This is a genomic window from Halosimplex litoreum (assembly GCF_016065055.1).
GTDB classification, from domain to species: domain Archaea; phylum Halobacteriota; class Halobacteria; order Halobacteriales; family Haloarculaceae; genus Halosimplex; species Halosimplex litoreum.
The window spans coordinates 3,447,983-3,471,641 of record NZ_CP065856.1; the positions used below are offsets into that span (position 1 = coordinate 3,447,983).

The window sequence follows — 23,659 nt, forward strand, 5'->3', positions numbered from 1 at the left end:
CGGCCAGCCGGAGTCCGAACGGGAGTCAGGCGTCGTCGGCTCCGGCTTCGGGGCCGCCGTCGGCCGACGTGTCGGTGGCGCCGCTGGCGGTCTCGGCGTCGGTTTCCCCGGGGGCGCCGCGGCCGGCGCGATCGGGGGTGAGTGCGCCGTGTTCGTCGATCTCGCCGCGGACGATGCGAGTGCTGGAGATGATCTCGCCGTCCTCGGCGTAGACGTGGTCGACGACCTCGATGTCGAGCGGCTCGACGCCGTCGTCGCGGCGGATCTCGTTGATGCGCTTGCCGCCGGTCTCGGTCTCGGGGGAGACGACGATGGCGTCGAACTGCGGTTCGGGAGCGAACCCGGTCGGGTCGTCGATCCGCCGGATCTCGTAGTCGCGGTCGTATTCGTCGGCGAGCGCGGCGAGCTCGGCGTCGAGGTCGCGGTGGCGCTGGTCGTACGGGCGGACGTAGCGGTCCTCGCGTCGGGTCTTCGGGGCCAGGCCGTCGCTCGTCAGACCGACCGTCGCGTCGCCCAGTTCGAAGGCGCGCCTGAACAGCGCGCGGTGCCCGTCGTGGACCGGGTCGAAGGTACCACCCAGCGCGACGTTCATACTGGCTCAGTCGGGCCAGGCCGGTAAAGTGCCTTCGGCTTTCGGTGCCCGCCGCCACGGCGCGATAGAACGGTTCTCTCGGTCTCGTTCGTCGTCCGGGTCGCCAGTGTCGCCGATCTACTCGTCCGGGTGGCCAGTGTCGTCGCGTGGCGGGTCGTCCGCGTCGTCCACACCGTCCGCGGTTCCCCACTCGTCGGTTGCGCCGTCGTCGACTGCGTCACCGTCGCCGGCTGCGCCGTCACCGTCGGCGTCGCTCCCCTCGTCGGTCTCGGGGTCGTCCTCGACGGTGATGGTGACGGGCTCGGAGTCGACGGTCGGATGCTCGTCGTCGCTCCCGAGGATCTCGTCGAGGTTGAACACCGTGTTGAGCTCTTCCTGTACGTCGTCGACGACGTTGCCGACGAGTTCGCTCGGCGCCATCGCCGCGTACTCGTAGGGGTTGTTGCCCGCGCCGTCGTTCTCGCGTTTCCCCCTGGTCACCTTCCCCTCGTCGTGGAGCTCCGCGAGCGCTTCGCGGACCGTACTGGGATACAGTCCCGTCCCCTCCGCGATCTCGTCGCTCGTGCTGTCGGCGTTCTGTCGGAGATAGACGTAGATGCGGGCGCGGGTCTCGGTCTCGAGCACCCACGAGAGCATGTCCACGATCCCCTCGTCGAAGCCCGTCACCGCCCTGTCGGCCTCCTCTTCCAGCCGTTCGCGGACGTTGCCTCCCTCCTGGGCGTCCGCGTCGGGCTCGTCGGTCCCCTCGCTGTCGTCGGCAGGATCGTCTGTAGACATACGTCGCCTCTACGAGGACGAAAGCCCCAGCCGGGTAAAAATCTTGCCGACGTTCTCACTCGCGCGAAATCGCCGGACAGCGCTCTGCTCTCGCCGCGCTCACTCGTACTGCAAGCGCAACGAGTCACAGAGCGCGTCGGCGCCCTCTTGCCCGCGCAGCCGACGCTGGCGTTCGGCCCCGCTCTCGGCCTCGTAAACCTCGCGGATGCCCGAGACGCCCAGGCGCTCGGCTTCGCGGTCGACGATCTCGCCCAGGTCGACGGTCGACTCGAACTCGCGACCCAGCAGCGCGGCGTCGTGGCCGTGGCGCATCGCGCGCCACTTGTGCTCGTCGTACAGCTCCCGGCGAGCGTCGGTGGTCGACTCGCCGTCCTCGTAGCGGGCCGCCAGGTCGGAGACGAGCGCGTGGGTGTACTCGACGAACGCGAGTACCTTGTCGGGGTCGGCCTGGCCGTCCGGGGTGCGGACTTCGACGGTGCCGTGCCCGGAGTGGGGGCGCACGTCGAACCAGAGCTCGCCGCGGTCGTCGATACTGTCGGTGGCCAGCATCCGCCGCTCGAACTCGTCGAAGGCGTCGTAGTCGTCGAAGCGGGTCGGCATCCCGGTGTTGGGAAGCGCCTCGAAGATCTTCGCTCGGGCCGACTGGAGGCCGGTGTCGAAGCCGTTCCAGTACGGCGAGTTGGCCGACAGCGCCAACATGACGGGCAGGTGCCAGCGCAGTTCGTTGGCGATCCACACCGCCTTGTCGGCGTCGTCGACGCCGACGTGGACGTGTAGCCCAGCGGTCGTGTTGCGGTGCTGGGGATACTGGATGCGGTCGAGTTGCGCTCGATAGCGCGATTTCTCGGCGTGTTCGAGTTCGCGCCACTTCGCCAGCGGGTGGAGCCCGGCAGCGGCGATATCGAAGCCGTGAGCGGTGGCGTGGTCGACCAGCGCCTCGCGGACCGCGAGCAACTCCGCCCGAGCGTCGGCGGGGTCCTCGATGATCGACGTCTGGGACTCGATGACGCACTTGAACAGCTCGTGGTCGAGACGTCCCTCCAGGAGTTCGGGTGGGTCGGACTCGTAGACGAGTTCGTCGGTGCCCGAGGTGGGCCGGCCGTCCTCGTCGACGACGTAGTACTCCTCTTCGATGCCGATCGTCCCCATCCGACTGAACGCCTCGCGCGAGCCCCGGTCCATCGCTCCGTACGACGGGGCGACGGCGCTAAAAATTTCCCTTCGCAACACGCCCGCTGCCGTGCCCCGTCTCTCTGGCACCGCCAGCGCGACCGCTCTGGGGTGTTAGAGAGACGGGGTAGGTCAGTCGACGGTGGCCCACGTGGAAACCACGCGAGCTGAAAGGTGTCGCTGACCGTGCCGTCTGTTACGATCGACCCCTTGCCGACGGATAACACCTCCGGTACGCCGAGGAATGCCCGGCGAGGCCGCGACCACTCACCGCGGTGTCGCGACCACGCCGAGGTGGTCGTCGTGGTGGGGGGTCAACCGCCGGGTTTCGAGCACCTCGTAGGCCGATTCGAGTTCGGCGAGCGCGTCGTCGAACACGTCGGCGGGGTCGCGGGTCACGTCCTCGCTGCGGGCCTTGATCGCCAGCAGGAGTCGGCCGTCCTCGCGGAGGAACTCGGCGTTGGCAGTCGCCACTTTCGCCTGCCCCCGCGTCGCTACGTCCTGGACGATGGCGTCGACCGGCTCGACGACGTGGGCGTAGGTCCCCGGCTTGCGCGCGTCCTTCAGCAGGGGAAAGAGGTTCCCACGGGGCTCGGCGGCGTCCAGCAGGTCCCGGACCGGCCGGGCGGCGAACTCGACGCCGTAGGTCGGGCCGGCGAAGTCGGCGACGTGGCTGGCGGTCGTCCCCGACGCCGCGCCGAGATAGAGGACGGTCTCGCCGCCGACCAGGCCGGTGTCCATCCCGAGTTCGAGCATCGCGCCCAGCTTCGAGCGGTCGGGGTTCCAGGCCCGGTACTCGCCGTCGGTCGGCTCGCCGTAGTGGGGCTCGCCGCGGGTCGCCAGCCGCTCGCGCCCCTCGAACGCGCGGCGCTCGACACCCGCGGGCAGATCGCTCACGAGCCGTCACCTCCGTCGGTCGCGGCGCCGTCGTCGCTCTCGCCGCCGCTCCCGGCGCCGTCCCCGTCGACCCCGCGGACGGTCGCGATGCGCTCGTCGAGTTCGGCGTCGAGGTCGGGCTTGCGCTCGCCGCTGTAGTGGTCGACGCGCGCTGCGATGGTGAGTTTGCCCGCCAGCGCTCGCGCCGCCGACCCGCGCTTGTCCGGGCGCGTCCCGCGGACGTACTCGTGGGTGAAGATGACGCCGTGTTTCGGCGACGGCGCCGACCCGCGGAGGTGCGCGAACAGCGCGTCTTCCGCACCGAGGACCTGCACCGTACTGGAGGGCTGTTTCGCCAGCGCGTCGAGCCCGCCCGACAGGGAGACCAGCCGCGCCGCCAGCACCGGCCCGGCCATCGCGGCGAGGTTCGGCGTGACGGAGGGGGTCGTCTCCTCGACGTAGGCCCGGAGTTCGTCGGCCTCGTCGGCCAGCGCGGCCGTCCGCTCGGCGAGCGCGACCAGGCGGGCCTCGCTCGGGTCCGCGGGTTCCTCGGTGCGTTCGGCGAGGTCGCGGGCGTACTCGACGCCGGTTCCAGCGTCCTCGAAGCGGGTGCCCGCCCACTCGGCGACGCGCTCGGCGAGTTCGTTGGCGGTACGCTCGCAGTCGTCCATGGCGCGGACCGCGTGGATGAGCTGTTTGTCGTCGGCGCGCTCGCGTTCGTGGACGCCGGCGCTGGCGGCGGCCATCGTCGCGTCGTGCAGGCGCTCGTAGTACTCCGACTCGTCGTCGGCGAACCCCTCGTCGACGGCCAGGGCCGGCCAGTCGGCTGAAGAGTCCGCCGACCCGCCGCGGACCCGGTCGGCCGCGGCCTCGGTGTCCCCGGGGTCGAGCCCCGCGAACCATCCGTCGTGTTCGGTCATGTCTGCGAATTCACCGCCGGTCGGAAAAAGCACGCCGGTGTCGCCCGGTTCGCCCGAGTCGTCTACGCGCGCTGCTCGCCGGTTTCGCGATCGCTCGACTCTCCGGGCGAGAGGGAGCGATAAGCCGAGCGATCGCCGTCCGCGGCGGCTCCGCGACGGTCGATCTCTTCCGTCTGCGTACCCCTCCGACCGCGATATCCATTCGTCACGCCCGCCCCACACGGCGACTCCGTCCTCTTCCGAGCGGACCGCTGTTAGCACACTTCTCGGAATAGTTATGATTTCACGGAGCCAACTGGGTGGTGATTACGATGGCACCGAACGACCCGTTCAGCGAGATGGACCGACTCTTCGAACAGATGCGACGGAACATGCACGCGGCGTGGAACGCGCCGATCGGGTCCTGGGACGAGCGGGGGCCCCGACCGGCGTTCGAGGCCGAGCGACGGGGGGCGGACGACGGCGAGATGGTCCGTCCCACAGGCGACTACGGCGACGTGAACCTCCAGTTCGAGCGGATCGACGACGAGTTCGTCGTGATCGGTGACCTCCCGGGGTTCGAGCGCGAGGAGATCGACGTGCAGTTCGACGACGGCTACCTCTCGATCGAGGCCGTCCACGAGGTCGAGGACGACGAACACTACCGGACCCGCCACGTCTCCGAGCGGGCGCGGATCGCCGACGACGTGGTCGCCGACGAGGCCACCGCCACCTACAGCAACGGCGTCCTCGAACTCCGCTTCCCGCTGGCCGATTCCGGCGACGGCGCGACCGCCATCGACGTGGAGTGAGCCACCGCGCGGACCTCTGACAACTCCGTTTCCGTTTTCCGCACGTTCAACCACCGAGAGCCGACCGAACGTTCGATAACATATATCACACCTGGGATCCTACGGGACGTATGAATTCTCCGGAGCCCACTGGCCAGTGGTGGGCCGCAGAGCAGTCCTACACCGACGCGGTCGTCGGGGAGGACACGCTCGCAGCGATGTTCGAGGGAGCGGCCGACCGCTACGGGTCGGCGCCGGCCCAGCGCTACAAGGGCGGCGTCTACGACCGGTCGCTCGCACCCGGGGTGATCCCGGCGGCGCCCGACGGGGAGTACGCCGACGTCTCCTACGAGGAGATGCGGTCGATCGTCCGGCGACTGGCCGCGGGGTTCCGGGACCTGGGGGTCGAAGCGGGCGACCGAATCGCCATCTTCGCGCCGACGCGGATGGAGTGGGCGCTGGCGGATTTCGCGGCGCTCGCGGCCGGCGCCGCGGTGACGACCGTCTACACCGATTCCTCGCCGAAACAGGTGCGGTACCTGCTCGACGACCCCGAGGCGACGGGCGTCGTCGTCGGCGACGATTCGCTGCTGGAGCGAGTGCAAGCGGTCGAAGAGGACCTCGATCTCTCCTTTTCGGTCGTGATGGACGAGACCGCGCCGGACGGTCCGGCGGCAGACCGCGAGGACGCTCTGACGATGGCGGAGCTGTACGAGCGTGGCGACGAGACGTTCGACCCGGACGCCTACCGGAGGTGGATCGACGAGCGCGACCCCGACGATCTGGCGAGTATCATCTACACCTCGGGCACCACGGGCCAGCCGAAGGGCGTCCAGCTCACCCATCGAAACTTCCGGGCGAACGTCAACCAGTGTCGCAAGCGCATGGGGCCGCGCCCGGACAAGGGCGAGACACCGGTGCTCGACGAGGGCTCGCGGACCATCTCCTTTCTCCCGCTCGCACACGTCTTCGAGCGACTGGCCGGACACTTCCTCATGTTCGCCTCCGGGGCCACCGTCGGGTACGCCGAGAGCCCGGACACGCTCCCCGAGGACCTGGGCTTGCTCAGCCCGACGACGGGCGCGAGCGTCCCTCGCGTGTACGAACGTATCTTCGACAATATGCGCGAGCAGGCCAGCGACTCGGCGGCCAAACAGCGGATCTTCGAGTGGGCCGTCGGCGTCGCGCGCGACTACGCGCGAGCCGACAGTCCGGGCGCCGTTCTCAGCGCCAAACGCTCGCTCGCCGATCGGCTGGTGTACTCGACGGTCAAAGAGCGGATGGGCGGGGAGATCGAGTTCCTCGTCAGCGGCGGCGGGAGCCTCAGCCAGGAACTCGCGGAGATGTTCCTCGGGATGGGGATCCCCATCGTCGAGGGGTACGGCCTGACGGAGACGGCGCCAGTCCTCTCGGTCAACCCGACCGAGGCGATCCGTCCCGGGACGATGGGCCCGCCGGTGACCGAGGTCGACGCCCGCGTCGACGAGTCGGCGGTCGGCGACGGCCAGTTCCCCGAGGCCGAGGGGCCGGTCGGCGAGCTCGAAGTGACCGGCCCGAACGTCACCGACGGCTACTGGAACATGCCCGCCGAGACCGACGCGACGTTCACCGCGGACGGCTACTTCCGGACGGGCGACATCGTCGAGATAACGCCCGAGGGGTACCTCCGGTACAAGGACCGGCTGAAGCAACTCATCGTCCTTTCGACGGGGAAAAACGTCGCGCCGGAGCCGATCGAGGACCGGTTCGCGACCAGCGACCGGGTCGACCAGGTGATGGTCGTCGGCGACGACCGCAAGTTCGTCGGTGCGGTCGTGGTCCCCAACTTCGAGGCGGTCCGACGGTGGGCCGACCGCGAGGGGATCGACCTGCCGGCCGACGACGAGGCGGTCTGCCGCGACGAGCGGGTCCGCGAGTGGGTCGGCCAAGCGCTCGACGAGGTCAACGCCGACCTCGAACGGGTCGAGCGGATCAAGGCCTTCGAGCTCGTCTCCCGAGAGTGGACCGCCGACAACGACCTGTTGACCCCCTCGATGAAGAAAAAGCGCCGGAACATCCGCCACGTCCACGACGAGGCCATCGAGCGGATCTACGAGGAGCGGGCCGCCGCTACCGCCGAGTGACCACTGACGGGGCCGGTCGGTGGCGGGGGTGCGGGCCGGACCGCGTGGCGACGGTCGGGCGGCCCGACGCCGTTCGGATGACGTAATCGCTTTGCCGGACGGTCTCGCAGAGGACGATATGACACCGAGCGGCGGGCGGTACGACGCGATCGTCCTTGGGGTCGGCGGCGTCGGGAGCGCGGCGACGTACCACCTCGCCCGCCGCGGCGCCTCCGTCCTCGGTCTCGAACGGTTCGACGTGCCCCACTGCCGAGGCTCCTCGCACGGGCGCACCCGACTGTTGCAGCGCTCGCTCGACACCGAATCGACGACGATGGCCCTCGCCGACCGCGCCCACGACGCCTGGCGCGCGCTCGAGACCGAGACCGGGCGCGACCTGCTGACCGAGACGGGGTCGCTGGCGGTCGCCGTCGGCGGCGACGACCCCGTCGCGAGCGCGCGCCAGGCCTGCGAGCGCCACGACCTCGACTACGACTCGCTGTCGGGCGCCGATCTCGCCGAGCGGTTCTCCGGCTACGACTTCCCCGACGACGCCGACGCGCTCTATCAGCCCGACGGCGCCGTCGTCGCCTCGGAGCGGGGAGTCGTCGCGCACGTCGCCGCGGCCCTCGACGCCGGAGCCACGGTCCGAGCGCGCGAACGCGTCGTCGACTGGGAGCCGGTCGACGGCGGCGTCCGCGTCGATACCGACCGCGACACCTACCGCGCCGACCGGCTGGTCGTCACCGCCGGCGCGTGGGCGGCACGGGCCGTCGACGCCCTCGAAGGCCTGCTCGAACCCTGCCGCCACGCGACCGCCTGGTTCGCCCCGAGCGGCGACCGGTCGGCCTCGCTCGCGACCGGTGACCGCCTCCCGCCGTTCGTCGCGACCGTCGACGGCGAGAACTACTACGGCCTGCCGGGCCCGGATCTGCCGGGGATGAAGTTCGGGCGGAGCGATTTCAGACCCACCGCACCGGACGCGCTCTCCGACCCGACCCAGGCCGACGAGCGGCCGCTGCGCGCGTTCGCCGACGAGTACGTCCCCGGCGCCGCCGGGCCGACGCTGCGACTCTCGACCGGGCTGGTCACGAACTCCCCGGACGGCCGGTTCGTCCTCGACACGCTCGCGAACGGACGCGTGGCGGTCGCGGCCGGGCTGTCCGGACGGGGCTACAAGTTCGCGCCGGCGCTGGGCGAGATCCTGGCCGACCTGTCGCTCGACGGCGAAACGGAGTTCGATATCTCGGGGTACGCGCTCGACCGGTTCGAGTGATCACTCGTCGGTCGACCGCGGTTCCGCTCCGTCTCCGGTCGGGGAGTCGTCGGCCGACACCTCGCCGTTCGACTGCGCCGACCCCGTTCCCGGACCGTCGACGGGTGCGAGCGCGCCACTTTCGCCGTCGTCCGGGCGGAACTCGTAGCGTGTCGCACCGTCGAGGACGACGAAGGTCCCCGAGTCGGTGTCTTCGATGACGCGGCGCTCGGAGTCGATGGCCACGTCGACCAGCCCCGTCAGCGAGTCGACGGTGACGACGCGGTCGTCGCCGGCCGGTGGGACCCGACCCGTCGAGATCCACTCCCCGAAGGAGTCGCGCTCGCGGGCGAGCGCCATCGTTTCCCGCGTCTCCGAGTCCACGTCGAGTCGGCCGGTACGGTCGAGCGCCGCGACGAGCACCGCGCCGACGAGTCCGACGACGAGCGCGAGGGCCCCGCCGTAGCGGGCCAGCGGGTCCGGGTCGACGGGAACGGTCACCTGCTCGGTGACTGGTTCGTTCCGCTGGCCCGCGGTCGTGGTCGTGACGCTGTAGGAGTCGCCCCGCGGCGTCACTTCGAGCGTCGCCGTCCGGTCGCCCTCGAACGTCTCGCCGGCCGCGGTCGCCGAGACCGTCGTGTCGGCGACCAGCCGGACCTGGACGTCCCCGCGCGAGGAGCCGAGTTCCTCCCGGACCTGCTCGGCCAGCTCCGACTGGGCCGTGACGTTGAACTCGTAGGGGACCGCGAACTCGCGCCCGGGCGCCAGCGACTCGGTGCGTTCGGATGCCACCCGCTCGCTCACCCGCCAGAGGACGCTCTCGCCCTCGCCGGCCTCGACGGCGCGGACGACGAGTCGGAGGTCGGTTCGCACGGTCGCGGGGTCGGCGTCACCACTGTGGCGGAAGACGTAACTGCCGTTGAGCGTCGGTGTCACCGACGAGAAGTACACCGAGCGGTTGCGCAGGACCGCACCAGCGTCGAAGGCGCGCGTGTCCCGTTGGACGACCGCGCCGTGCCGGAGTTCGTCGTCGGCCGTCCACGTTGTGACGGTTCGCTCCTCGGTCGTCGTGTCCGGACCGGTGAACGACTGGTAGGCGACAAAGCCGCCGGCGGCGGCTAACAGAAGACAGCCCAACACGACGACTCTCGGGTTGGCATTAAGATACGCGCGAACCCGGAAAACTGCGGAATACTCCTCTCGTTGCGCCACGATATTTCGTATTCTATGCAGACTACAAAAATAGCGGGGGTAGATGTCGCGGGACTTCCCTGCGAGCGTCGTGGCGTGGAAGATCGATCTACGATATTCGGGTCGAAGATCCAAGAATCGATCGGCGTGTCAGCAACTGACGTTGGAGACGTTCTCCGAGATGCGGCTCTCGGGTACTTTCGAGCCGTTGTCCTGTACCGACTGGTTAGCGACCACTTCGCCGGTAACCCTGGCGTTTTTTTCCAGTGTGACCGATCCGTTCTTCGAACGGACTGAACCGTTGACCCTGACGTTTTTACCGACGACGATATCGCTACTGGCGCATATGTCTCCGTTGATGGTCGTACTCCCTGGGCCGGTGAGTGTGACAATTCCCCCGGCGTCGATGCTCCCGTTGACAGTCCCGTTTTTGCCCACCGAAACACTTCCGTTTGCGGAAACATCTCCGTTCTGCGTCGAGTTCTTCGTCACATCAACACTTCCACTGGTGTCGATGTTTCCGTTCTCTTTTCCGTCGACGACGACATCACTCGACTCACAGGAGATCGGGAACGCGGATGTGGTCACTCGTTCCGCGTCGATCGACGCGTTGTCTGCTGTCGCAGAAAATTGGAGGCGGACACGGTAGGAGTCTCCGAGACTGTCGGTCGTCGAATTACACCGGAGCCGTACACCGAACTGGTCGGCCCCGCCGACCGTCTCGTCGATACTCGCTGTCAACGGGGGGTTCTGAACGACCGTTCCGTCCGACTGGGTAACCCGGACCATCGTAACAGACAGGTTGCCCTCCAAGATCCCCCCAACGTTGTCGATCAGTTCGAACAGGACGGTCGAGTCATCGCTATCGGTGATCTCCGCCGACCCGGATTCATCGGCAATCCCCAACAGCGCTGTCTCGTCCTGATCTGCGATATTAACGGCGACACCCCGACTGGCCTCGACGGACGTGAACGCCGACGAGCCGAGCCCCATCGCGAGCGCACCGCTCCCGAGACAGGCCAGCGCCGCCCGCCGCGTCAACTTCTCACCCATGCTGTCACCCTATCGACCGCCCACCGATCGCAAAACGGCATCGGGCCCACGACCGATACCGTTCGGCTGTTACACGTCAATAGAGTTGTTGATGGATAAATGCTTTTCGTTGCCGGTTGAATTCGAAATGCCGTAGTACGGTGTGTATAGGCCCTTTCGGGCGTTATCTCGTTCTGAAACAGCCTCTCTGAGGCACAAACTATTTATCTGAGAACAATATGGTATGTAGTAACCACCGTTCAGGTGGGTGTGTGTGAAACGATGAAAATGAATCGGCGGCAAGCACTGATAGGTATCGGGTCACTGGCTGTGGGTAGCGGCGCCGCGCTGGGGAGCGGGGCGTTTACGAGCGTCGAGGCGAACCGATCGGTTGACGTCTCAGTCGCCTCAGACAGTAGCGCTCTGCTTGGGATCTCTCCGAGTGGACCGTACGCCGAGGACAGTAGTTCCTCTGACGAAGCAGTTACACTAAGCATCGGTTCTGCTGGAAGTAACGCCGATGGGATCAACGACGATGCGATAACCAATCTTGGCGATGTGCTGACGTTGACGAACCAGGGCGACTCAAGTGAGGGCGCTGTCAGTGTCTCGTTCCAGAATGAATCGAGCGGCACAGTCGCAGTCGAGATCACTGGGAACGATGTGGACACTGTCATCGAACTATCGTTCGATTCCAACGTTGACGAGTCCAGTTTGTCTGCAGGAAGCGGTGTCGACGTAATCGCGACGGTGAATACTGGCTCACAAGCAGACGTCTCGAATGCTGACACAGAGGACTCGGTTACCATCGTCGCGAACTCGGTCTAGCGCCCGAGCCACGACAGCCTATCGCCTCTTGGCATCGACAGCGAAGGTCAGCAGTTCCCTCACTCCCTGAGGGCCATAGCTACAGTATACAGAATCACCAGGGCCGAGGGACTCAAACGACCGAAAGTAAGAATTCAGAGTAGTTCGATATATGTGAGATATTTGGTCCGGATCTCCGCGGCTGCTGTGCTCTGTTTAGGATTTGCTCTCGGAACCGGCGCGTTCACCAGCGGCGACCAGGTCGTCGACGGTGTCTTTCTCAACCCAGCCAACTCCGAGAACGGCGACGCCTACGCCGAACTCAACGATGAGAGACAGCTCCGCGTCGAACTGACGAACCTCAACCCCCAGGCGATAACGACGGTCGACGACGTGTTCACGATATCGACGACGAACCACGGGAGTCGCGTCTGGATCGAACACGACGCGGACCAAGACGTGACGTTCTACCGCTCGGACACAGGTGACTCCATCGGGAGCCAGAACGAGCAGATCACTCTGAGCGAGAACGAGACGGTTCCGGTCGGACTGCGGGTTGACGCCGAGAGCGAGACGGTCGTGCTGAGTCGGATCACCGTCCGTGCCGAGATCAGACCGACGGCGACCGCCGGCCCGACGGCCGCTCCGACCACGACCGTCTCGGCCGGGCCGGGCCCGTCCACGCCGTCGCCGACACCCGACCCGACGCCGGTCCCGACAGCGCCGCCAACGACAACCGCGACCCCGGCGCAACCGACGAGCACCCAGGCGCCGACCACGGCTCCGGTGACCACGGCGGCGCCGACACCCGCCACGCCGACGGCCGCTCCGGGGACTACGACCGCGCCCGGGACGACGACCACACCGACGACCAGTCCGACGGACGACGGTCCGACGGCCACCGAAGACAGCGGTTCGACGCCCGACGGGACGACGGCACCGCCGACGACCGCTCCGCAGACCACGAGTCCGCCGTCGACGACCGCGCCGGCCATGACGGCCCCACCGGACGACGGGTCGTCGACTCAGACGGCATCGACGCCGACGGCCGAGTCCGACGACGAAGCGCCGACCGCCTCCGTACCAACGACCGCGCCGCCGCAGGACGATCCCGGAACGAGCGTCGCCCCCGGCGTGACGGTGTCGACCCCCGACGACGGCGACACGGAGATCGGCGGGTTCTCGCCGGTCCAGCTGGGCGGTGCCGTCGCCGCGCTGGCCGCGCTCGCGCTCGGACTCCTCGCCTGGGGCCTGCTCGGCTCGTCGTCGGCGCTCGTCCTCGTGGCCGACGCCGGAGACGGGCTGGCAGTCCGCCCGCAGTCGCTCACCGACGACTGGTACGACACGCGCGAGGACGGCTTCGCGTTCCGGTTCGCAGAGACCGACACCTGGGTCGAGGCCGCGGGCGACGGCCCCGTCACCTTCGAGCGAGCGGTGACCGTCACCAACACCGGCGATGAGCCCGCGCGGGTCACCGTCCCCGACGCCGAGTCGCTCTCCGGCGTCGGGCTCTCAGCCGACGGCGTCGACCTGACCGCCGACGGGTTCGTCCTCGACGGCGGCGAGAGTGCCGACCTGACCCTCGAACTCCCCGCCGACTTCGACCCCGACGGGGAAGTCACACTCCGGTTCCGACGGTCTCCGCTCGACTGATCTCGGTCGATATCGTTCTCGATTTTCGGACTATATCTAAAATGGGTGTATATGCCCAATAGTGAGCTCTTTGAACACTTCGGCCGCGCTGAGTATCGCTTGTGATACTGTTGCCGTGTAGCTTTACAACGGCTCGGTCGAAGGGTCGGTCAGTGAGCGATCCGACGTCGGTGCGCCGGTCGAGCGCCCTGCGACTGCCGAGGGGAGTCGCCGAGCGAACGCGGTGGCTCGATCTCCTGGCGTTGCTGGCGGTTCCGCTCGTGCTGGTCGCGGTCTTCGAACTACCGGAGACGCTCCGGCGGTCGCTGGCTTTCGAGTACACCGACCCCTCGATCACGGCCGCGTTCGTCTCCGCGTACGTCCACGTCGGTCCGGCGCACTTGTTGACTAACGTAGGTGGCTACCTGCTCGTCGTGCCGACGGCGTACCTGCTGAGCGTCGCCAGCGGCCATCGACGCCGCTTCTTCCTGGCGTTCGCTACCTTCCTCGTCGCGTTCCCGCCGGTGCTGTCGTATCTCAACCTCGCCGCCGTCCGGACGGCGAGCGGGCTGGGCTTTTCGGGCGTCCTGCTGGCGTTCGTCGGCTATCTCGCCTACGCCATCGCCGAACACCTCCAGGTGAACCTCCGGATCGGGCCGACGACCTCGGTCGCTCCGACGCTGTTCTTCCTCGGGTTCGCCGTCGCGGCACCGCTGAGCGTTCGGTCGGTCACCGTCGACCGCGCGACCGTCGCGCTCGGGACCGGCGGACTCGTCCTCGCGACGCTGCTGTCGGCGCTGCTGTTCGCGCTATCGGCCGCCGACGAGTCCGGATCGCTGCGGCGTCGACTGCGACTCGCGACCGCTCGCCGCGGCTCGTTCGAACTCGGCGTCCTCTCGCTCGGACTGTTCCTCGCCTTCCAGTTCGTCGCCTTCCCCCCGCGACCGACGGCCGGCCCGGGAACGGTCAACCTCTACACGCACCTGCTCGGCTACGCGCTCGGATTCATGGTCACCTACGTCAGCGTCCAGCTGTTCGCCCGTCTGGACGCCGGTCGGCCTGCACGATGACCCGGGTCCTGGAGCGCTAGCCGTGAGGAATCACCGCCCAAAGGCCCGGCCGGGACGCTTAAACCCGACCGTTCCCGATCGATGAGCGTGACGCTCCGGGCCTACGCTGCACGCGCGTTCGAGGTGGCACTCGTGGTCGCGCTCGTCGCGCTGGTCGCCGGAGCGGTCGTCGGCCAGCCCGTCCTCCTGAGTTTCGTCGAGACGGGCAGTATGGAGCCGACCATCGACACCGGCGACGGGTTCGTCGCCGTGCCGTCGGTCCTCGCCGGCCCGCCCAGCGAGGGCGACGTCGTCGTCTTCCGCGCCCAGGAATTGCAGGGCGGCGGACTGACGACCCACCGCATCGTCGGCGAGACCGACCGCGGCTACGTCACCCGCGGCGACGCGAACCCGTTCACCGACCAGGACGGCGGCGAGCCGCCGGTCACCGAGGACCGGATCGTCGCCCACGCGCTGCAGGTCGGCGGGGACGTCGTCGTGATCCCGTTCCTCGGGACGGCGATCGTGGGCGTGCAGGACGCGATGATCGGCCTGCAGAACGCGATCGCAACGTCGGTCGGCGTCGACGCCTTCCTCGGACCGCAAGGTGTCGGACTGGTACTGTTCGGCGTCGGGATCGCGCTCTTCGGGCTCTCCGCAGTGCTCGGCCGAGTCGAAGGACCCTCGCGTGACCGCCGTCGGGACCGCTCGCGCGGCGGCGGCCTCGACGCACGACGAGCGACGCTCGTCCTGCTCGTGGTCGTCCTGTTGCCGGCCAACGCTGCGATGGTCGTCCCCAGCGGCGTCCACGAGATGACCGTCGACGGAGACACGATCGCCACGGCCGAGGATATCGCGCCGGGAGAACAGGCCTCCTGGGAGTACACGGTCCGCAACAGCGGGTTCGTCCCGGTGGTGGTCGTCTTCGAGTCGACCGACCCCGAAGTCTCGATCCCCCAGTACCGTCGGGCGCTCGGTCCCGGTGGCACCCGCGAGCTGTCGATCGGCGTGACGGCGCCACCGCCGGGCGAGACCCGCACCGGAACTGTCCGCGAGTACCGGTACCTGCTCGTCCTGCCGCCCGCGGTGATCGAAACGCTCCACGATAGCGGCCCGGTGGTCGCCTGGAGTGTGATCAACGCCGTCCTCGCCGGTGGACTCCTCTTGCTCGTCTCGAAAACGGTCGGCTTCGGCCGCGTCCGCACGGGCGCGGCCAGCCGGGTCTCCCTGTGGGTCCGCCTGCGCCGGCGGTTCGGGTGAGAAGATCGACTCGACGGGTCGGTCGGACCGCCGAGTCGCCGTTCAGGCCAGCCACTCCTCGGGCTTGGTGTCGTAGTCGATGTCGTCGGCGGCGAGGTGCTCGACGGCGTCCCAGGGGAGTTCCTCGATCGTGACCTCGTCGCCGTCGTAGCGGATCAGCCGGCCCACTTCCTCGGGTTCGGGCTCCCGATCCCGTCGTTTCGCGACCTCCACGTCGTGTTCGTCGAACTCCTTGACGATGGTCTTGAGGTTGACGGGCCGACCCCAGAGTTCGAACACGCGTTTCAGGGTGTCCTCGGCCTGCCCGAGGTCGAGCATGACGCCGTTGTACTGGTGGGCCAGCAGGAGTTCGTTGCGGTTGTTGTAGTTGCCGTCCTCGACGACGACGGTCGGCTTGCCGAAGTTGGTGAACTGCAACATTAGCTTCTTTTTCACGTCGGTGTAGTCCGTCGAGGTGACCCGGTAGTCGCCGGTCGACTGGGTGTACTCGTAGGTGAAGTACTCGTTCTCGTCGACGAACTCCTGGGTGAGGAACTCGTCGAGGAAGGTCACGTCGTTGTGGGACTCGCGGATCTCCCGCATGCGGTCCCAGCCGCGGGCGTAGTCGACATCGGCGAGAGCGTCCTCGACGGAGCCGTACCGCGAGTCGTCGAACATGTATCGCGAGACCCGTTCGAGTTCCTCCTGACTGACCCGCGAGAGGAACCCGCGGTTCTGTGGCTTGGTCAGCGAGTAGTGTCGTTCGGCCAGCCCCTCGTAGGTCAGCACCTTCCAGGGGTAGGTCTCGACGTCGATCTCGCCAGCCCGGCTCGCGGGCTCCCCGCTCGCTCGTTCGGAGTCGCTGTGCGCCTCCCGCGCCGCTTCGAGCGCCCCGGCGTCGACCCGCGGGTCCTCGGGGTCCAACTCGTCGAGGTGTTCGACTACGGAGGCCATCTCGGCGTCGGGTTCGACCAGTTCGAGCACCCGCTCGAAGTCGACGGTGTCGTGGAAGTTACGCCAGGTGACGCCGTCGACGCGGAGCAGGCGCTCGACGATCTCGCGGCGGTTCGTCGTGTTCTCGACGTAGTTCCAGATCTCCAGGCCGAGTTTGTAGGGGTTGAGCCCGGACGACCCGAGCACCTTCGCCATGTGGTCGGCGTAGAGGACGAACTCGTCGTCGCCGGCGAAGGTCTCGCCGGTCATCATCGCCGACTCCCAGTAGGCGGCCCACCCCTCGTTCATCACCTTCGTCATCTTCTGGGGGGCGAAGTAGTACGCCTCCCGGCGGAGCATCTCCAGCACCTCTTTCTGCCAGTCGGCCATCTCCGTGGCTTTGGCGGCGTCGCCGTCGTACTGCATGCCGTGCTTGCGGAGGAACCCGAGCACGTCTTTCTCCGGTTGGGCCGGGAACGTGGCGCCCTCCTCCTCGTCGGTCTGGGCCTCCAGCCACTCCTCGGTGAAGACCTGCCCTTTGACCTCCTCGGAGAGGTCGAGCTCTTCGAGCTGTTCGGCCACGTCGGCGGTGTCGTGCTCGTCGATGAGGTCGATCCGCGTGTCGATCGGCTCGTAAGGGACGTGCTGGTCGATGTTGTCCTCCAGCGTGAGGACGTGGTCGACCCACTTCTCGACCTCGCCGCGGTCGATCTCGGGGTCGGTCATGAACCCCTCGATGGCGTCGGCGTGACGCGCGAGCATCGCCGCGGCGTTGGGTCTCTCGGCGAACATGCCGAACCACTCGTTGTTCGCGAAGAAGTCGGCGTGGGCCTCGACGTGGGTGATCACCGCCTTCTGGTCCGCGAGGGTGTTCGACTCCTGGAGGAAGGCGTGGGAGGGGTCGTCGTTGTTGACGATCTCGAAGGCCTTCCCGCCGAGGAACTGCCCCTGTTTCTGCTGGCGGTCGTACTGCATGCCCCAGCGCCAGTGGGGGTACCGCTGCTGGAACCCGCCGTAGGCGATGAGTTCGTTCATCTCGTCGTAGTCGACGATCCAGTAGTTCACCTCGTAGGGGTCCAGTCCGAACTTGCGGGCGAGTTCGTTCGCTTCGTCGACCGGCTCTTCGAGGTCCGCGGCGATGCGCTGGGCCTCGATCCGGTCGCTCATCGGTCTGCTCATTGTGAGTCGTCCTCCGTGCTGAGGATGTCGTAGATAGCGTCGACCACGTCGTCCGGCCCGGAGACGTAGGCGACTGCCACGTCGTCGGCGTCGCGGAAGCTGCGCTCGACCTCCTCGGCGTGGGTCGCGTTGATCGCGTTCCCGCTCGGCTGGGTCTCCACGTACGCGTGGAGGTTCGCCGGGATCTGCTCCATCAGTGGGACGACGTGCTCTTCGGTGTCGTTGCTGGAGTTCTCGGAGTCGCCCGCCGCGAAGACGTAGCGGTTCCACTCGCTCCAGGGGTACTCCTCCAGCAGCTCGGCGGCCAGGTCGTACGCGCTGGAGATGCGGGTGCCGCCACCGGAGCGGATGCCGAAGAACTCGTCGCGCTCGACCTCCCAGGCGTCGGCGTCGTGGGCGATGTAGACGAACTCGGCGTTGTCGTACTTGCCCTGGAGGTACCAGTCGAGGGGGGTGAACGTCCGCTCGACCAGTTCCCGTTTCTTCTGGCGCATCGACCCGGACACGTCGCGGATGTTGACGACGACGACGTTCTTCTCGCGCTCCTCGACGATCTCGGGGTAGCGGTAGCGCTCGTCCTCCCGGCGGAAGGGCACCTCGTCGATGCCCTCCCGGCGGATGCGCTGGGCGGTGTCGACCCGTTCGGTCTCGGCGTCCATCTCCTCGAAGCTCGCCCACGTCGTCCGTTCGTCGCTCGGTATCTCGTCGTAGGCCTCGTCGATCCAGGCCCGGGAGACAGGCATGTTCTCGCCGCGGGCCCACTCGAACACCTTCGCGGGGCCCCAGCCGTCGATCTTCAGCGCCTCGCGGACGTAGTCCCGGTCGAAGTCCATCGCGAGCTTGCGCTTGAGCCCTTGCTTGAACAGCCGCTCGAAGTCCAGCGTCGAGGTCGGGCCCGAGCGGGTGATGTCCGTGAAGTCGCCCTCGGTCTCCTCGATGACCTTCTTGCCTTTCGGTTCCAGGTCGAGCCCGAGCTGTTCGTCTAACTCCTGGGCGAACTCCTCGGGGTCCATCTCGTAGTACTCGTGCTCGCCGCCCTCCTCACCGGGGTCGCCGTCCTCGTCGCCGTCGTCGCCCGGCTGGGGCTCGGCGTCGACGGGGTCGCCTTCCTCGGCGTCGCCCTGGCCGACCCCGCCCTGGTCGCGCCGGTCGTAGGCGAACTCCGGGAGGTCGACGATCTTGATCGGGACCCGCACCGAATCGGGGCGGCTCTGGCCCAGGTCGCCGTACTGGATGAACTCCGAGAGGTCCTGTCGGCGGTCCTCGCCGACTTCGCGGTAGCGTTCGAGGTCGTCTCTCAGTCCCATCCGTCGCTCACCTCGGGTCTCGGTTCAGTGGCTATCAGTCCCATTTGTAACTCACCTGGCTCATGACGTGGCGGCTGGTCAGCTCGGCCGACGCCTCACTGTAGTCGTACATCTCCTGCATGTTCCGGACGGTCTCGTCCTTCAGGTTGGCAGTCTCCGTACCACTGGGCGGTTCGTCCCACTGGCGGGGGTCGAAGTCCTCGTAGGTCCGTTTCACGTCGTCCCACGAGTGGCTGCCCAACACCGTCTGGATCACCGGGATCTCCTTGGGCGAGACGTCCGCGACCCTGAACTCCTCGTCGCGGCGCTGCCAGGCGTGGCGGTTGAGGGCGGTGATGATCTTGTCCTCGCGGAACGCCTCGACGGCGTCGTCGGGTCGGTTCCCGGCGTAGTTGCTCTCGTCGAAGCGACCGAGGTGCTCGACCTCGAAGACCTTCATCTTCAGCGGGTCGGGGTCGACGTACTCGCCGCGGTCGTTCTCGATCTGCTCGTCGGTCGACCACGCGTAGACGTGCTCGATGTACTCCTCGACCGTCGCCTCGTCGACGCGCTTGTCTCGCATCATCGCGTCGAGCACGTCCGACTCCTGCTCGCCGAAGACGTGGTTTTTCACCGGCACCACGCGCTCCTCGAAGTCGGCCGCCTCGGCGTTCGAGAAGACCGGCGCCGTCGACAGGTCCTCGGCCATCGCGTTGAGGATGTCACGGGGCATGACGACGTGCTCGACCGGCAGGTCCCCGTGGTGGCGGTCCTGCTCACGATGGAACAGGTCGGCGATCTCGTCGCGCGTGTACGTGACGGGGATCCCGTGGTCGCCGTCGGTGCCCCCCTCGGTGAACTCGAACTCGTCTGCCTCGACGCGCTCGTCGCCCTCCCGGAGGTAGCCGCGGTCGAAGAGGAGGGCTTTGTCGACCAGGTCGTGGCCGCTGGGCACGTCGCTCACGTCGAGCCTGGTGACGACCGCGTATAGCGCTGCGGCCTCCAGGGCGTGGGGCGCCAGTTCCTTCGCGTTGATCTCGTCGTGTTCGTCGCGGACCCGCACCGTCAGGGGCTCCTGGATCCACTCCTCGAGTTCGCCCCACGACTCGGCGTCCCACACCTCCGTCTCGTCGGTCAGCTCCCGTCGCAGGAGCTCGGTCTCCAGCGAGAGGTTGGTCAGGTAGGTAAACTCGTGTTTGTCGAGGCGGCGCTTGAGTGCCTTCAGCGGGTCCTGACCCTCGCGGTCGGCGTGCTGGTTGAGCTGGGCCTCCAGGTCGGGGTTGGAGATGATGACCATCTGGGTGTCGATGTCCATCCCGATGCCCTTGTCCAGCTTCACCGACTTCTCGTCGGGGACGTTCAGCAGCTTCTGCAGCAGGTCGGCGTGCTGGGCGGCGTCCTCGACCACGGTGAGCAGGCCGTTGCCCTGCGAGAGCACGCCGTCGTAGGAGAAGGCCTGCGGGTTCTTCCGGCCGCGGGAGTCCAGCTCCTGGAGCATGCCGCGCATCCACGAGCCGACCAGCCGCTCTTTGGGCGGGCCCTCGTCCTCGGAGTGGAGGACGCCGATGCCCCGGCCCACGTCGACGACGTAGTTCTTGACGCGGAGGTGCTGGGGGTCGGTGATCGCCGAGAACAGCTCCGTGACGCCCTGCCGCCGGTAGTGTTCTTCCAGGTAGTCGTAGGCCTCCCGGCAGAACGGGTCGAGTTCGCCCTCGACGCGGACTGGGATGTGGTCGTCGGTGTTCTCGTTGAGCCGGGCGACCAGGTCCTCGCGAACGTCCTGGGGGAACACCGAGAGGGGATGGGACTGGACGGGGCTCTCGTACCAGTCGTCCTCGTCTGCGACCGGCTCGTCGGCGTAGGTCAGCCCGGCCGAGTCGCCGCTGGTTCCGGCGACGTTCCACTCGACGGTGTACCGGCGGCCCTCGTCGGTCTTCGAGTACTCGCGCAGGCCGTTGATGAGACAGCGTTTGAGTTCGGACTTGCCCGTGGCCGTGGGGCCGTCGAGCCAGACGATCTTCTCGTCTTTGCCCCGGCCGGCGGCGATCGACCGCAGGTCGTCGACGAAGGCGTTGAGAACCTCGGTGTTACCGAGGATGGCGTGTTCCCCGTCGTTGTGCGGGTCGTCGAAGAAGCGATAGCGCTCCTTCCCCTCGCCCTCCTCGATTACCGTCCGAGTACCCGCCGCTTCGATGGCGCTGAGGAGGTACTTCGAGGCGTGGGCGGCCAGGGCCGGGCGCTCGAGCACGAGGTCGACGTACTCGGCGAGGCTCCGCGGCGCCTCGTAGGTCCGGTCGAGCGAGGCGTCGGCCTCGCCGATGAAGTCGTTGCCGCTCATGTCACTCTTCCATCTCGCTCTTTGCGACCTCCGCACCGGCGAACTCTAGCACCTCCCGCGCACCCTCTTCGGAGTAGCCCTGTTCGATGAGCGCGTCGATCCACTGGTTGCGCTCGTCGTCGTCCATCTCGCCGCTCGACACGAGTGCCGAGAAGTTGATGTTGTGCTTCTTGTCCTCCCAGAGCTTCCGTTCGAGGGCGCGCCGCAGGCGGTCGTTGTCCTGCGGGTTGAACGTGTCTCCTTCGCGCGCGCGCCGGGAGACCCAGTTGCTCACTTCCTGGCGGAAGTCGTCTTTTCGATCCTCGGGTAGGTCCAGTTTCTCCTCGACACCCCGGAGGAACTGCTCGTCCGGTTCCTGCTCGCGGCCCGTGATCTCGTCTTCGACCGTGTCGTCGTCGATGTAGGCCATCACGTGGTCCATGTACTTCTCGCCCTGGCGCTGGATCTCGTCGACGTCGTAGGCCAGCGCGTGGCGCACGTCCTCGATGGCTCGCTCCTTGTACTCCTCGCGGACGAGTTCGAGGTAACGGTGGTAGGTCTCGAACCGGTCTTCTGGGATCGAGCCGTGGTTCTCGATGTTGGCTTCGAGGTGATTGAACGTGGTCAGCGGCGAGAGGAACTGCCGATCCCGGTGCATCGAGTCCATGATCGCCTCGGCGATCTCGTCGCCGATGAACCGCGGGGAGACCCCCTCCATCCCCTCGCCGATCTCGGCCTTCTCGGCGGCCTCGTCGCGGAGCTTCTTCACGTCGACGTCCTCGGCCTCGTCGATCTCGCCGTTGTAGGCCTTGGCCTTCTGGATCAGCGTGACGTTGCCCGTGTCGGGCTCTTCGATGCGGGTGAGCACGCCGAACAGGCCGGCCATCTGTAAGGTGTGGGGCTCGACGATGATGTCGGGAAGATCCGCGTTGTTCAGCATCTTCCGGTAGATCTTCGCCTCCTCCTCGTACTGGAGGACGTACGGGAAGTCGATCCGCTTGGTGCGGTCGTTGAACGCCTCCATCTTCTCGTCGCCCTTCTTGTCCTTGTACTCGGGCATGTTCGTCCGCCCGACGATCACCTGGTCGATGTCGATCCGGGGGTTGTTCTTCGGCTTGATCGTCTGTTCCTGGGTGGCGTGCAGGAAGTCGTAGAGGAACTCCCGCTGCAGCTTGAGCAGTTCCTCCCCGGAGAAGATACCGCGATTGGCGTTACAGAACGCCCCGGAGTAGTCGAACGCCCGGGGGTCCGATTCGCCGTAGACGGCGATCTTCGAGTAGTTCACGTCCCCCGTCAGCTCGGTTTCGTCCTGGTTTTTCTTGTCCTTGGGCTCGAACGTCTCGATGGCCTGGCGCATGTTCTCGTCGGCGACCAGGCGGACGATCTCGACGTGGTTCTCGAGGACCTGCTGGAGGTCGTCGTCGTAGTGAGCCAGCAGCCGGTCCATGTAGAACTCGCTGGCCGGATCGAGGGCTTGCTCGTTGCGGATCGTGTAGGGGGCCTCCAGCTCCTCGTTGATGTCTTCGATGACCCGGTCGCGTTGCTCCTGGGGGAGCAACACGAGCGGGTCCTGGTCCATCGGGGAACGGACGGTGTCGTCGGCCGGATCCTGGTCACCGATTACGTCACAGAGGTTCGTCCACCGGAAGGTGTACATCCGCCCGGCGTCCGAGCGAGTGTAGTCCTCGTAGTAGCGACGCACCTGGCGGTCGAAGTCGGACTTGCCGGAGCCGACCGGGCCGAGGAGGAGTTTGATACGTTTCTGGGGGCCGAGCCCGCGCGCGCCAGATTTTACCTTGTTGACGAACTCGTGGATCGACTCGTGGACGATCCGTCCGTAGAAGGTATTCTCACCGTCGTTGAGTGGGTCTTCCGAGGCGAGATCGTACTCGACGACGCCGGCGTCCTCGTCGTACTCGGTGCCGTAGTAGTCGAACATGTCGGCAACGCGCTGGTGGGCGTTGCGGGCTATCTTGGGCTCGTCGTAGAGCTGATCCAGGTACGCGTCGAACGACCTGTACTCGCGCAGGTCCGCCGGGATCGTGTCTCTGTACTCTTGGCTCAGCTCTTCGAGGGTTTCCTGTGTCATGCTATCACGGACAGTTCGCGTCGAACTGTACTTGCGTCAACGCGCGTGCGGTGACGGTCGCGACCGGCGAAGGCCGCTCGTGGGCTCGATGCATCGCCCCCGGGACTGCCCACTCGCCACCGCGGCGCCGCTCGACGACGAGTGGCCGTCGAAACCGCCGGGACGAGTCTAGAGTCACGTGTGAACACCTACCGACCGCGAATCGCACGGGCGACCCTGCGGTGTCTTGGGCAGCGTACCGTGGCGCAACCACCGATACTATTTATCGTATGAGTTCTGCCGAGGTATAAGCCTTTCCGCGACAACTGCGTATTCCCCCGTTAATTCCGAGGAATGAAACTCGAAAATAGCACGAAGGAGGTGGGTTCGTGTGATTTGTAACCATGCGAAGCGTGATTGGTATATAAACGGCGGACGCCCAAGCCGGACGCGCTCGCCCCGGC

General features: G+C 67.2%; 18 protein-coding genes. 7 read left to right on the forward strand and 11 right to left on the reverse strand.

Annotated features, from left to right (window positions below; all coding sequences use genetic code 11):
- Nucleotides 1-25 precede the first annotated feature (25 nt).
- From I7X12_RS17185 to I7X12_RS17205, 5 genes are all read right to left on the reverse strand, one after another.
- Nucleotides 26-592 (reverse strand): phosphopantetheine adenylyltransferase, encoded by a 567-nt coding sequence (locus tag I7X12_RS17185; protein ID WP_198061254.1) that lies wholly within the window; start codon nucleotides 590-592, stop codon nucleotides 26-28.
- A gap of 117 nt (nucleotides 593-709) precedes the next feature.
- The gene (locus I7X12_RS17190; protein ID WP_198061255.1) at nucleotides 710-1,369 is read right to left on the reverse strand and encodes a winged helix-turn-helix domain-containing protein; all 660 of its coding nucleotides are present in this window, start codon (nucleotides 1,367-1,369) and stop codon (nucleotides 710-712) included.
- Nucleotides 1,370-1,468: 99 nt separating this feature from the next.
- Nucleotides 1,469-2,551, reverse strand: a complete 1,083-nt coding sequence (locus tag I7X12_RS17195; protein ID WP_198061256.1) for a glutamate--cysteine ligase — start codon at nucleotides 2,549-2,551, stop codon at nucleotides 1,469-1,471.
- A gap of 255 nt (nucleotides 2,552-2,806) precedes the next feature.
- Nucleotides 2,807-3,436, reverse strand: a complete 630-nt coding sequence (locus I7X12_RS17200) for a fibrillarin-like rRNA/tRNA 2'-O-methyltransferase (RefSeq protein ID WP_198061257.1) — start codon at nucleotides 3,434-3,436, stop codon at nucleotides 2,807-2,809.
- On the reverse strand, nucleotides 3,433-4,335 hold the full coding sequence (locus I7X12_RS17205; protein ID WP_198061258.1) for an NOP5/NOP56 family protein: 903 nt from the start codon (nucleotides 4,333-4,335) through the stop codon (nucleotides 3,433-3,435). Before I7X12_RS17205 ends, I7X12_RS17200 begins: the two co-directional genes overlap by 4 nt.
- A 311-nt stretch (nucleotides 4,336-4,646) precedes the next feature.
- Between I7X12_RS17205 and I7X12_RS17210 the strand changes: the two genes are divergently transcribed.
- The 3 genes from I7X12_RS17210 (at nucleotide 4,647) to solA (ending at nucleotide 8,483) form a co-directional block, all read left to right on the forward strand.
- Nucleotides 4,647-5,126 carry an Hsp20/alpha crystallin family protein gene (locus I7X12_RS17210; RefSeq protein WP_232342894.1) on the forward strand — a complete coding sequence of 160 codons (480 nt, stop codon included), beginning with the start codon at nucleotides 4,647-4,649 and terminating at the stop codon, nucleotides 5,124-5,126.
- 110 nt (nucleotides 5,127-5,236) lie between these two features.
- Complete coding sequence (locus I7X12_RS17215) at nucleotides 5,237-7,228, forward strand: AMP-dependent synthetase/ligase (protein WP_198061259.1); 1,992 nt, start codon at nucleotides 5,237-5,239, stop codon at nucleotides 7,226-7,228.
- 118 nt (nucleotides 7,229-7,346) lie between these two features.
- Nucleotides 7,347-8,483 (forward strand): N-methyl-L-tryptophan oxidase, encoded by a 1,137-nt coding sequence (gene solA, locus I7X12_RS17220; protein ID WP_198061260.1) that lies wholly within the window; start codon nucleotides 7,347-7,349, stop codon nucleotides 8,481-8,483.
- Here the strand turns inward: solA and I7X12_RS17225 are convergent, their stop codons facing one another.
- Both I7X12_RS17225 and I7X12_RS17230 read right to left on the reverse strand, forming a co-directional pair.
- Complete coding sequence (locus tag I7X12_RS17225; protein WP_198061261.1) at nucleotides 8,484-9,602, reverse strand: DUF5305 domain-containing protein; 1,119 nt, start codon at nucleotides 9,600-9,602, stop codon at nucleotides 8,484-8,486. It abuts the gene before it with no gap.
- A 201-nt stretch (nucleotides 9,603-9,803) separates the two neighbouring features.
- On the reverse strand, nucleotides 9,804-10,706 hold the full coding sequence (locus I7X12_RS17230; protein WP_198061262.1) for a bactofilin family protein: 903 nt from the start codon (nucleotides 10,704-10,706) through the stop codon (nucleotides 9,804-9,806).
- A gap of 267 nt (nucleotides 10,707-10,973) precedes the next feature.
- On the opposite strand from I7X12_RS17230, the gene I7X12_RS17235 reads away from it, so the two are divergent.
- From I7X12_RS17235 to I7X12_RS17250, 4 genes are all read left to right on the forward strand, one after another.
- Nucleotides 10,974-11,513, forward strand: coding sequence for a hypothetical protein (locus tag I7X12_RS17235; protein ID WP_198061263.1), 540 nt, complete (start codon nucleotides 10,974-10,976; stop codon nucleotides 11,511-11,513).
- A 162-nt stretch (nucleotides 11,514-11,675) separates the two neighbouring features.
- Nucleotides 11,676-13,145: a RodZ family helix-turn-helix domain-containing protein gene (locus I7X12_RS17240; protein WP_198061264.1), complete on the forward strand. Its 1,470-nt coding sequence runs from the start codon at nucleotides 11,676-11,678 to the stop codon at nucleotides 13,143-13,145.
- A gap of 152 nt (nucleotides 13,146-13,297) precedes the next feature.
- Nucleotides 13,298-14,194 carry a hypothetical protein gene (locus tag I7X12_RS17245; protein ID WP_198061265.1) on the forward strand — a complete coding sequence of 299 codons (897 nt, stop codon included), beginning with the start codon at nucleotides 13,298-13,300 and terminating at the stop codon, nucleotides 14,192-14,194.
- A gap of 81 nt (nucleotides 14,195-14,275) precedes the next feature.
- Nucleotides 14,276-15,433 (forward strand): signal peptidase I, encoded by a 1,158-nt coding sequence (locus I7X12_RS17250; RefSeq protein WP_232342895.1) that lies wholly within the window; start codon nucleotides 14,276-14,278, stop codon nucleotides 15,431-15,433.
- A 42-nt stretch (nucleotides 15,434-15,475) separates the two neighbouring features.
- Here I7X12_RS17250 and I7X12_RS17255 read toward each other — a convergent pair whose 3' ends face one another.
- From I7X12_RS17255 to I7X12_RS17270, 4 genes are read right to left on the reverse strand one after another with little or no spacing between them, the layout of a single operon-like run.
- A complete protein-coding gene (locus tag I7X12_RS17255) occupies nucleotides 15,476-17,512 on the reverse strand; it encodes a SpoVR family protein (RefSeq protein WP_198063907.1) in 2,037 nt (678 codons plus the stop codon).
- 8 nt (nucleotides 17,513-17,520) lie between these two features.
- Nucleotides 17,521-18,831, reverse strand: a complete 1,311-nt coding sequence (locus I7X12_RS17260) for a YeaH/YhbH family protein (protein WP_198061266.1) — start codon at nucleotides 18,829-18,831, stop codon at nucleotides 17,521-17,523.
- 34 nt (nucleotides 18,832-18,865) lie between these two features.
- Entirely contained in the window at nucleotides 18,866-21,148 is a 2,283-nt protein-coding gene (locus I7X12_RS17265; protein ID WP_198061267.1) for a PrkA family serine protein kinase, read from the reverse strand.
- A gap of 1 nt (nucleotide 21,149) precedes the next feature.
- The gene (locus I7X12_RS17270; RefSeq protein ID WP_198061268.1) at nucleotides 21,150-23,216 is read right to left on the reverse strand and encodes a PrkA family serine protein kinase; all 2,067 of its coding nucleotides are present in this window, start codon (nucleotides 23,214-23,216) and stop codon (nucleotides 21,150-21,152) included.
- Between the last annotated feature and the right edge of the window lie 443 nt (nucleotides 23,217-23,659).

Bases quoted from the DNA above. Each gene is read 5' to 3' on its own strand.
- I7X12_RS17185 (WP_198061254.1), bottom strand. From the start codon at position 592: ATGAACGTCGCGCTGGGTGGTACCTTCGACCCGGTCCACGACGGGCAC.
- I7X12_RS17190 (WP_198061255.1), bottom strand. From the start codon at position 1,369: ATGTCTACAGACGATCCTGCCGACGACAGCGAGGGGACCGACGAGCCC.
- I7X12_RS17195 (WP_198061256.1), bottom strand. From the start codon at position 2,551: ATGGACCGGGGCTCGCGCGAGGCGTTCAGTCGGATGGGGACGATCGGC.
- I7X12_RS17205 (WP_198061258.1), bottom strand. From the start codon at position 4,335: ATGACCGAACACGACGGATGGTTCGCGGGGCTCGACCCCGGGGACACC.
- I7X12_RS17210 (WP_232342894.1), top strand. From the start codon at position 4,647: ATGGCACCGAACGACCCGTTCAGCGAGATGGACCGACTCTTCGAACAG.
- I7X12_RS17215 (WP_198061259.1), top strand. From the start codon at position 5,237: ATGAATTCTCCGGAGCCCACTGGCCAGTGGTGGGCCGCAGAGCAGTCC.
- solA (WP_198061260.1), top strand. From the start codon at position 7,347: ATGACACCGAGCGGCGGGCGGTACGACGCGATCGTCCTTGGGGTCGGC.
- I7X12_RS17230 (WP_198061262.1), bottom strand. From the start codon at position 10,706: ATGGGTGAGAAGTTGACGCGGCGGGCGGCGCTGGCCTGTCTCGGGAGC.
- I7X12_RS17235 (WP_198061263.1), top strand. From the start codon at position 10,974: ATGAATCGGCGGCAAGCACTGATAGGTATCGGGTCACTGGCTGTGGGT.
- I7X12_RS17250 (WP_232342895.1), top strand. From the start codon at position 14,276: ATGAGCGTGACGCTCCGGGCCTACGCTGCACGCGCGTTCGAGGTGGCA.
- I7X12_RS17255 (WP_198063907.1), bottom strand. From the start codon at position 17,512: ATGAGCGACCGGATCGAGGCCCAGCGCATCGCCGCGGACCTCGAAGAG.
- I7X12_RS17260 (WP_198061266.1), bottom strand. From the start codon at position 18,831: ATGGGACTGAGAGACGACCTCGAACGCTACCGCGAAGTCGGCGAGGAC.
- I7X12_RS17265 (WP_198061267.1), bottom strand. From the start codon at position 21,148: ATGAGCGGCAACGACTTCATCGGCGAGGCCGACGCCTCGCTCGACCGG.
- I7X12_RS17270 (WP_198061268.1), bottom strand. From the start codon at position 23,216: ATGACACAGGAAACCCTCGAAGAGCTGAGCCAAGAGTACAGAGACACG.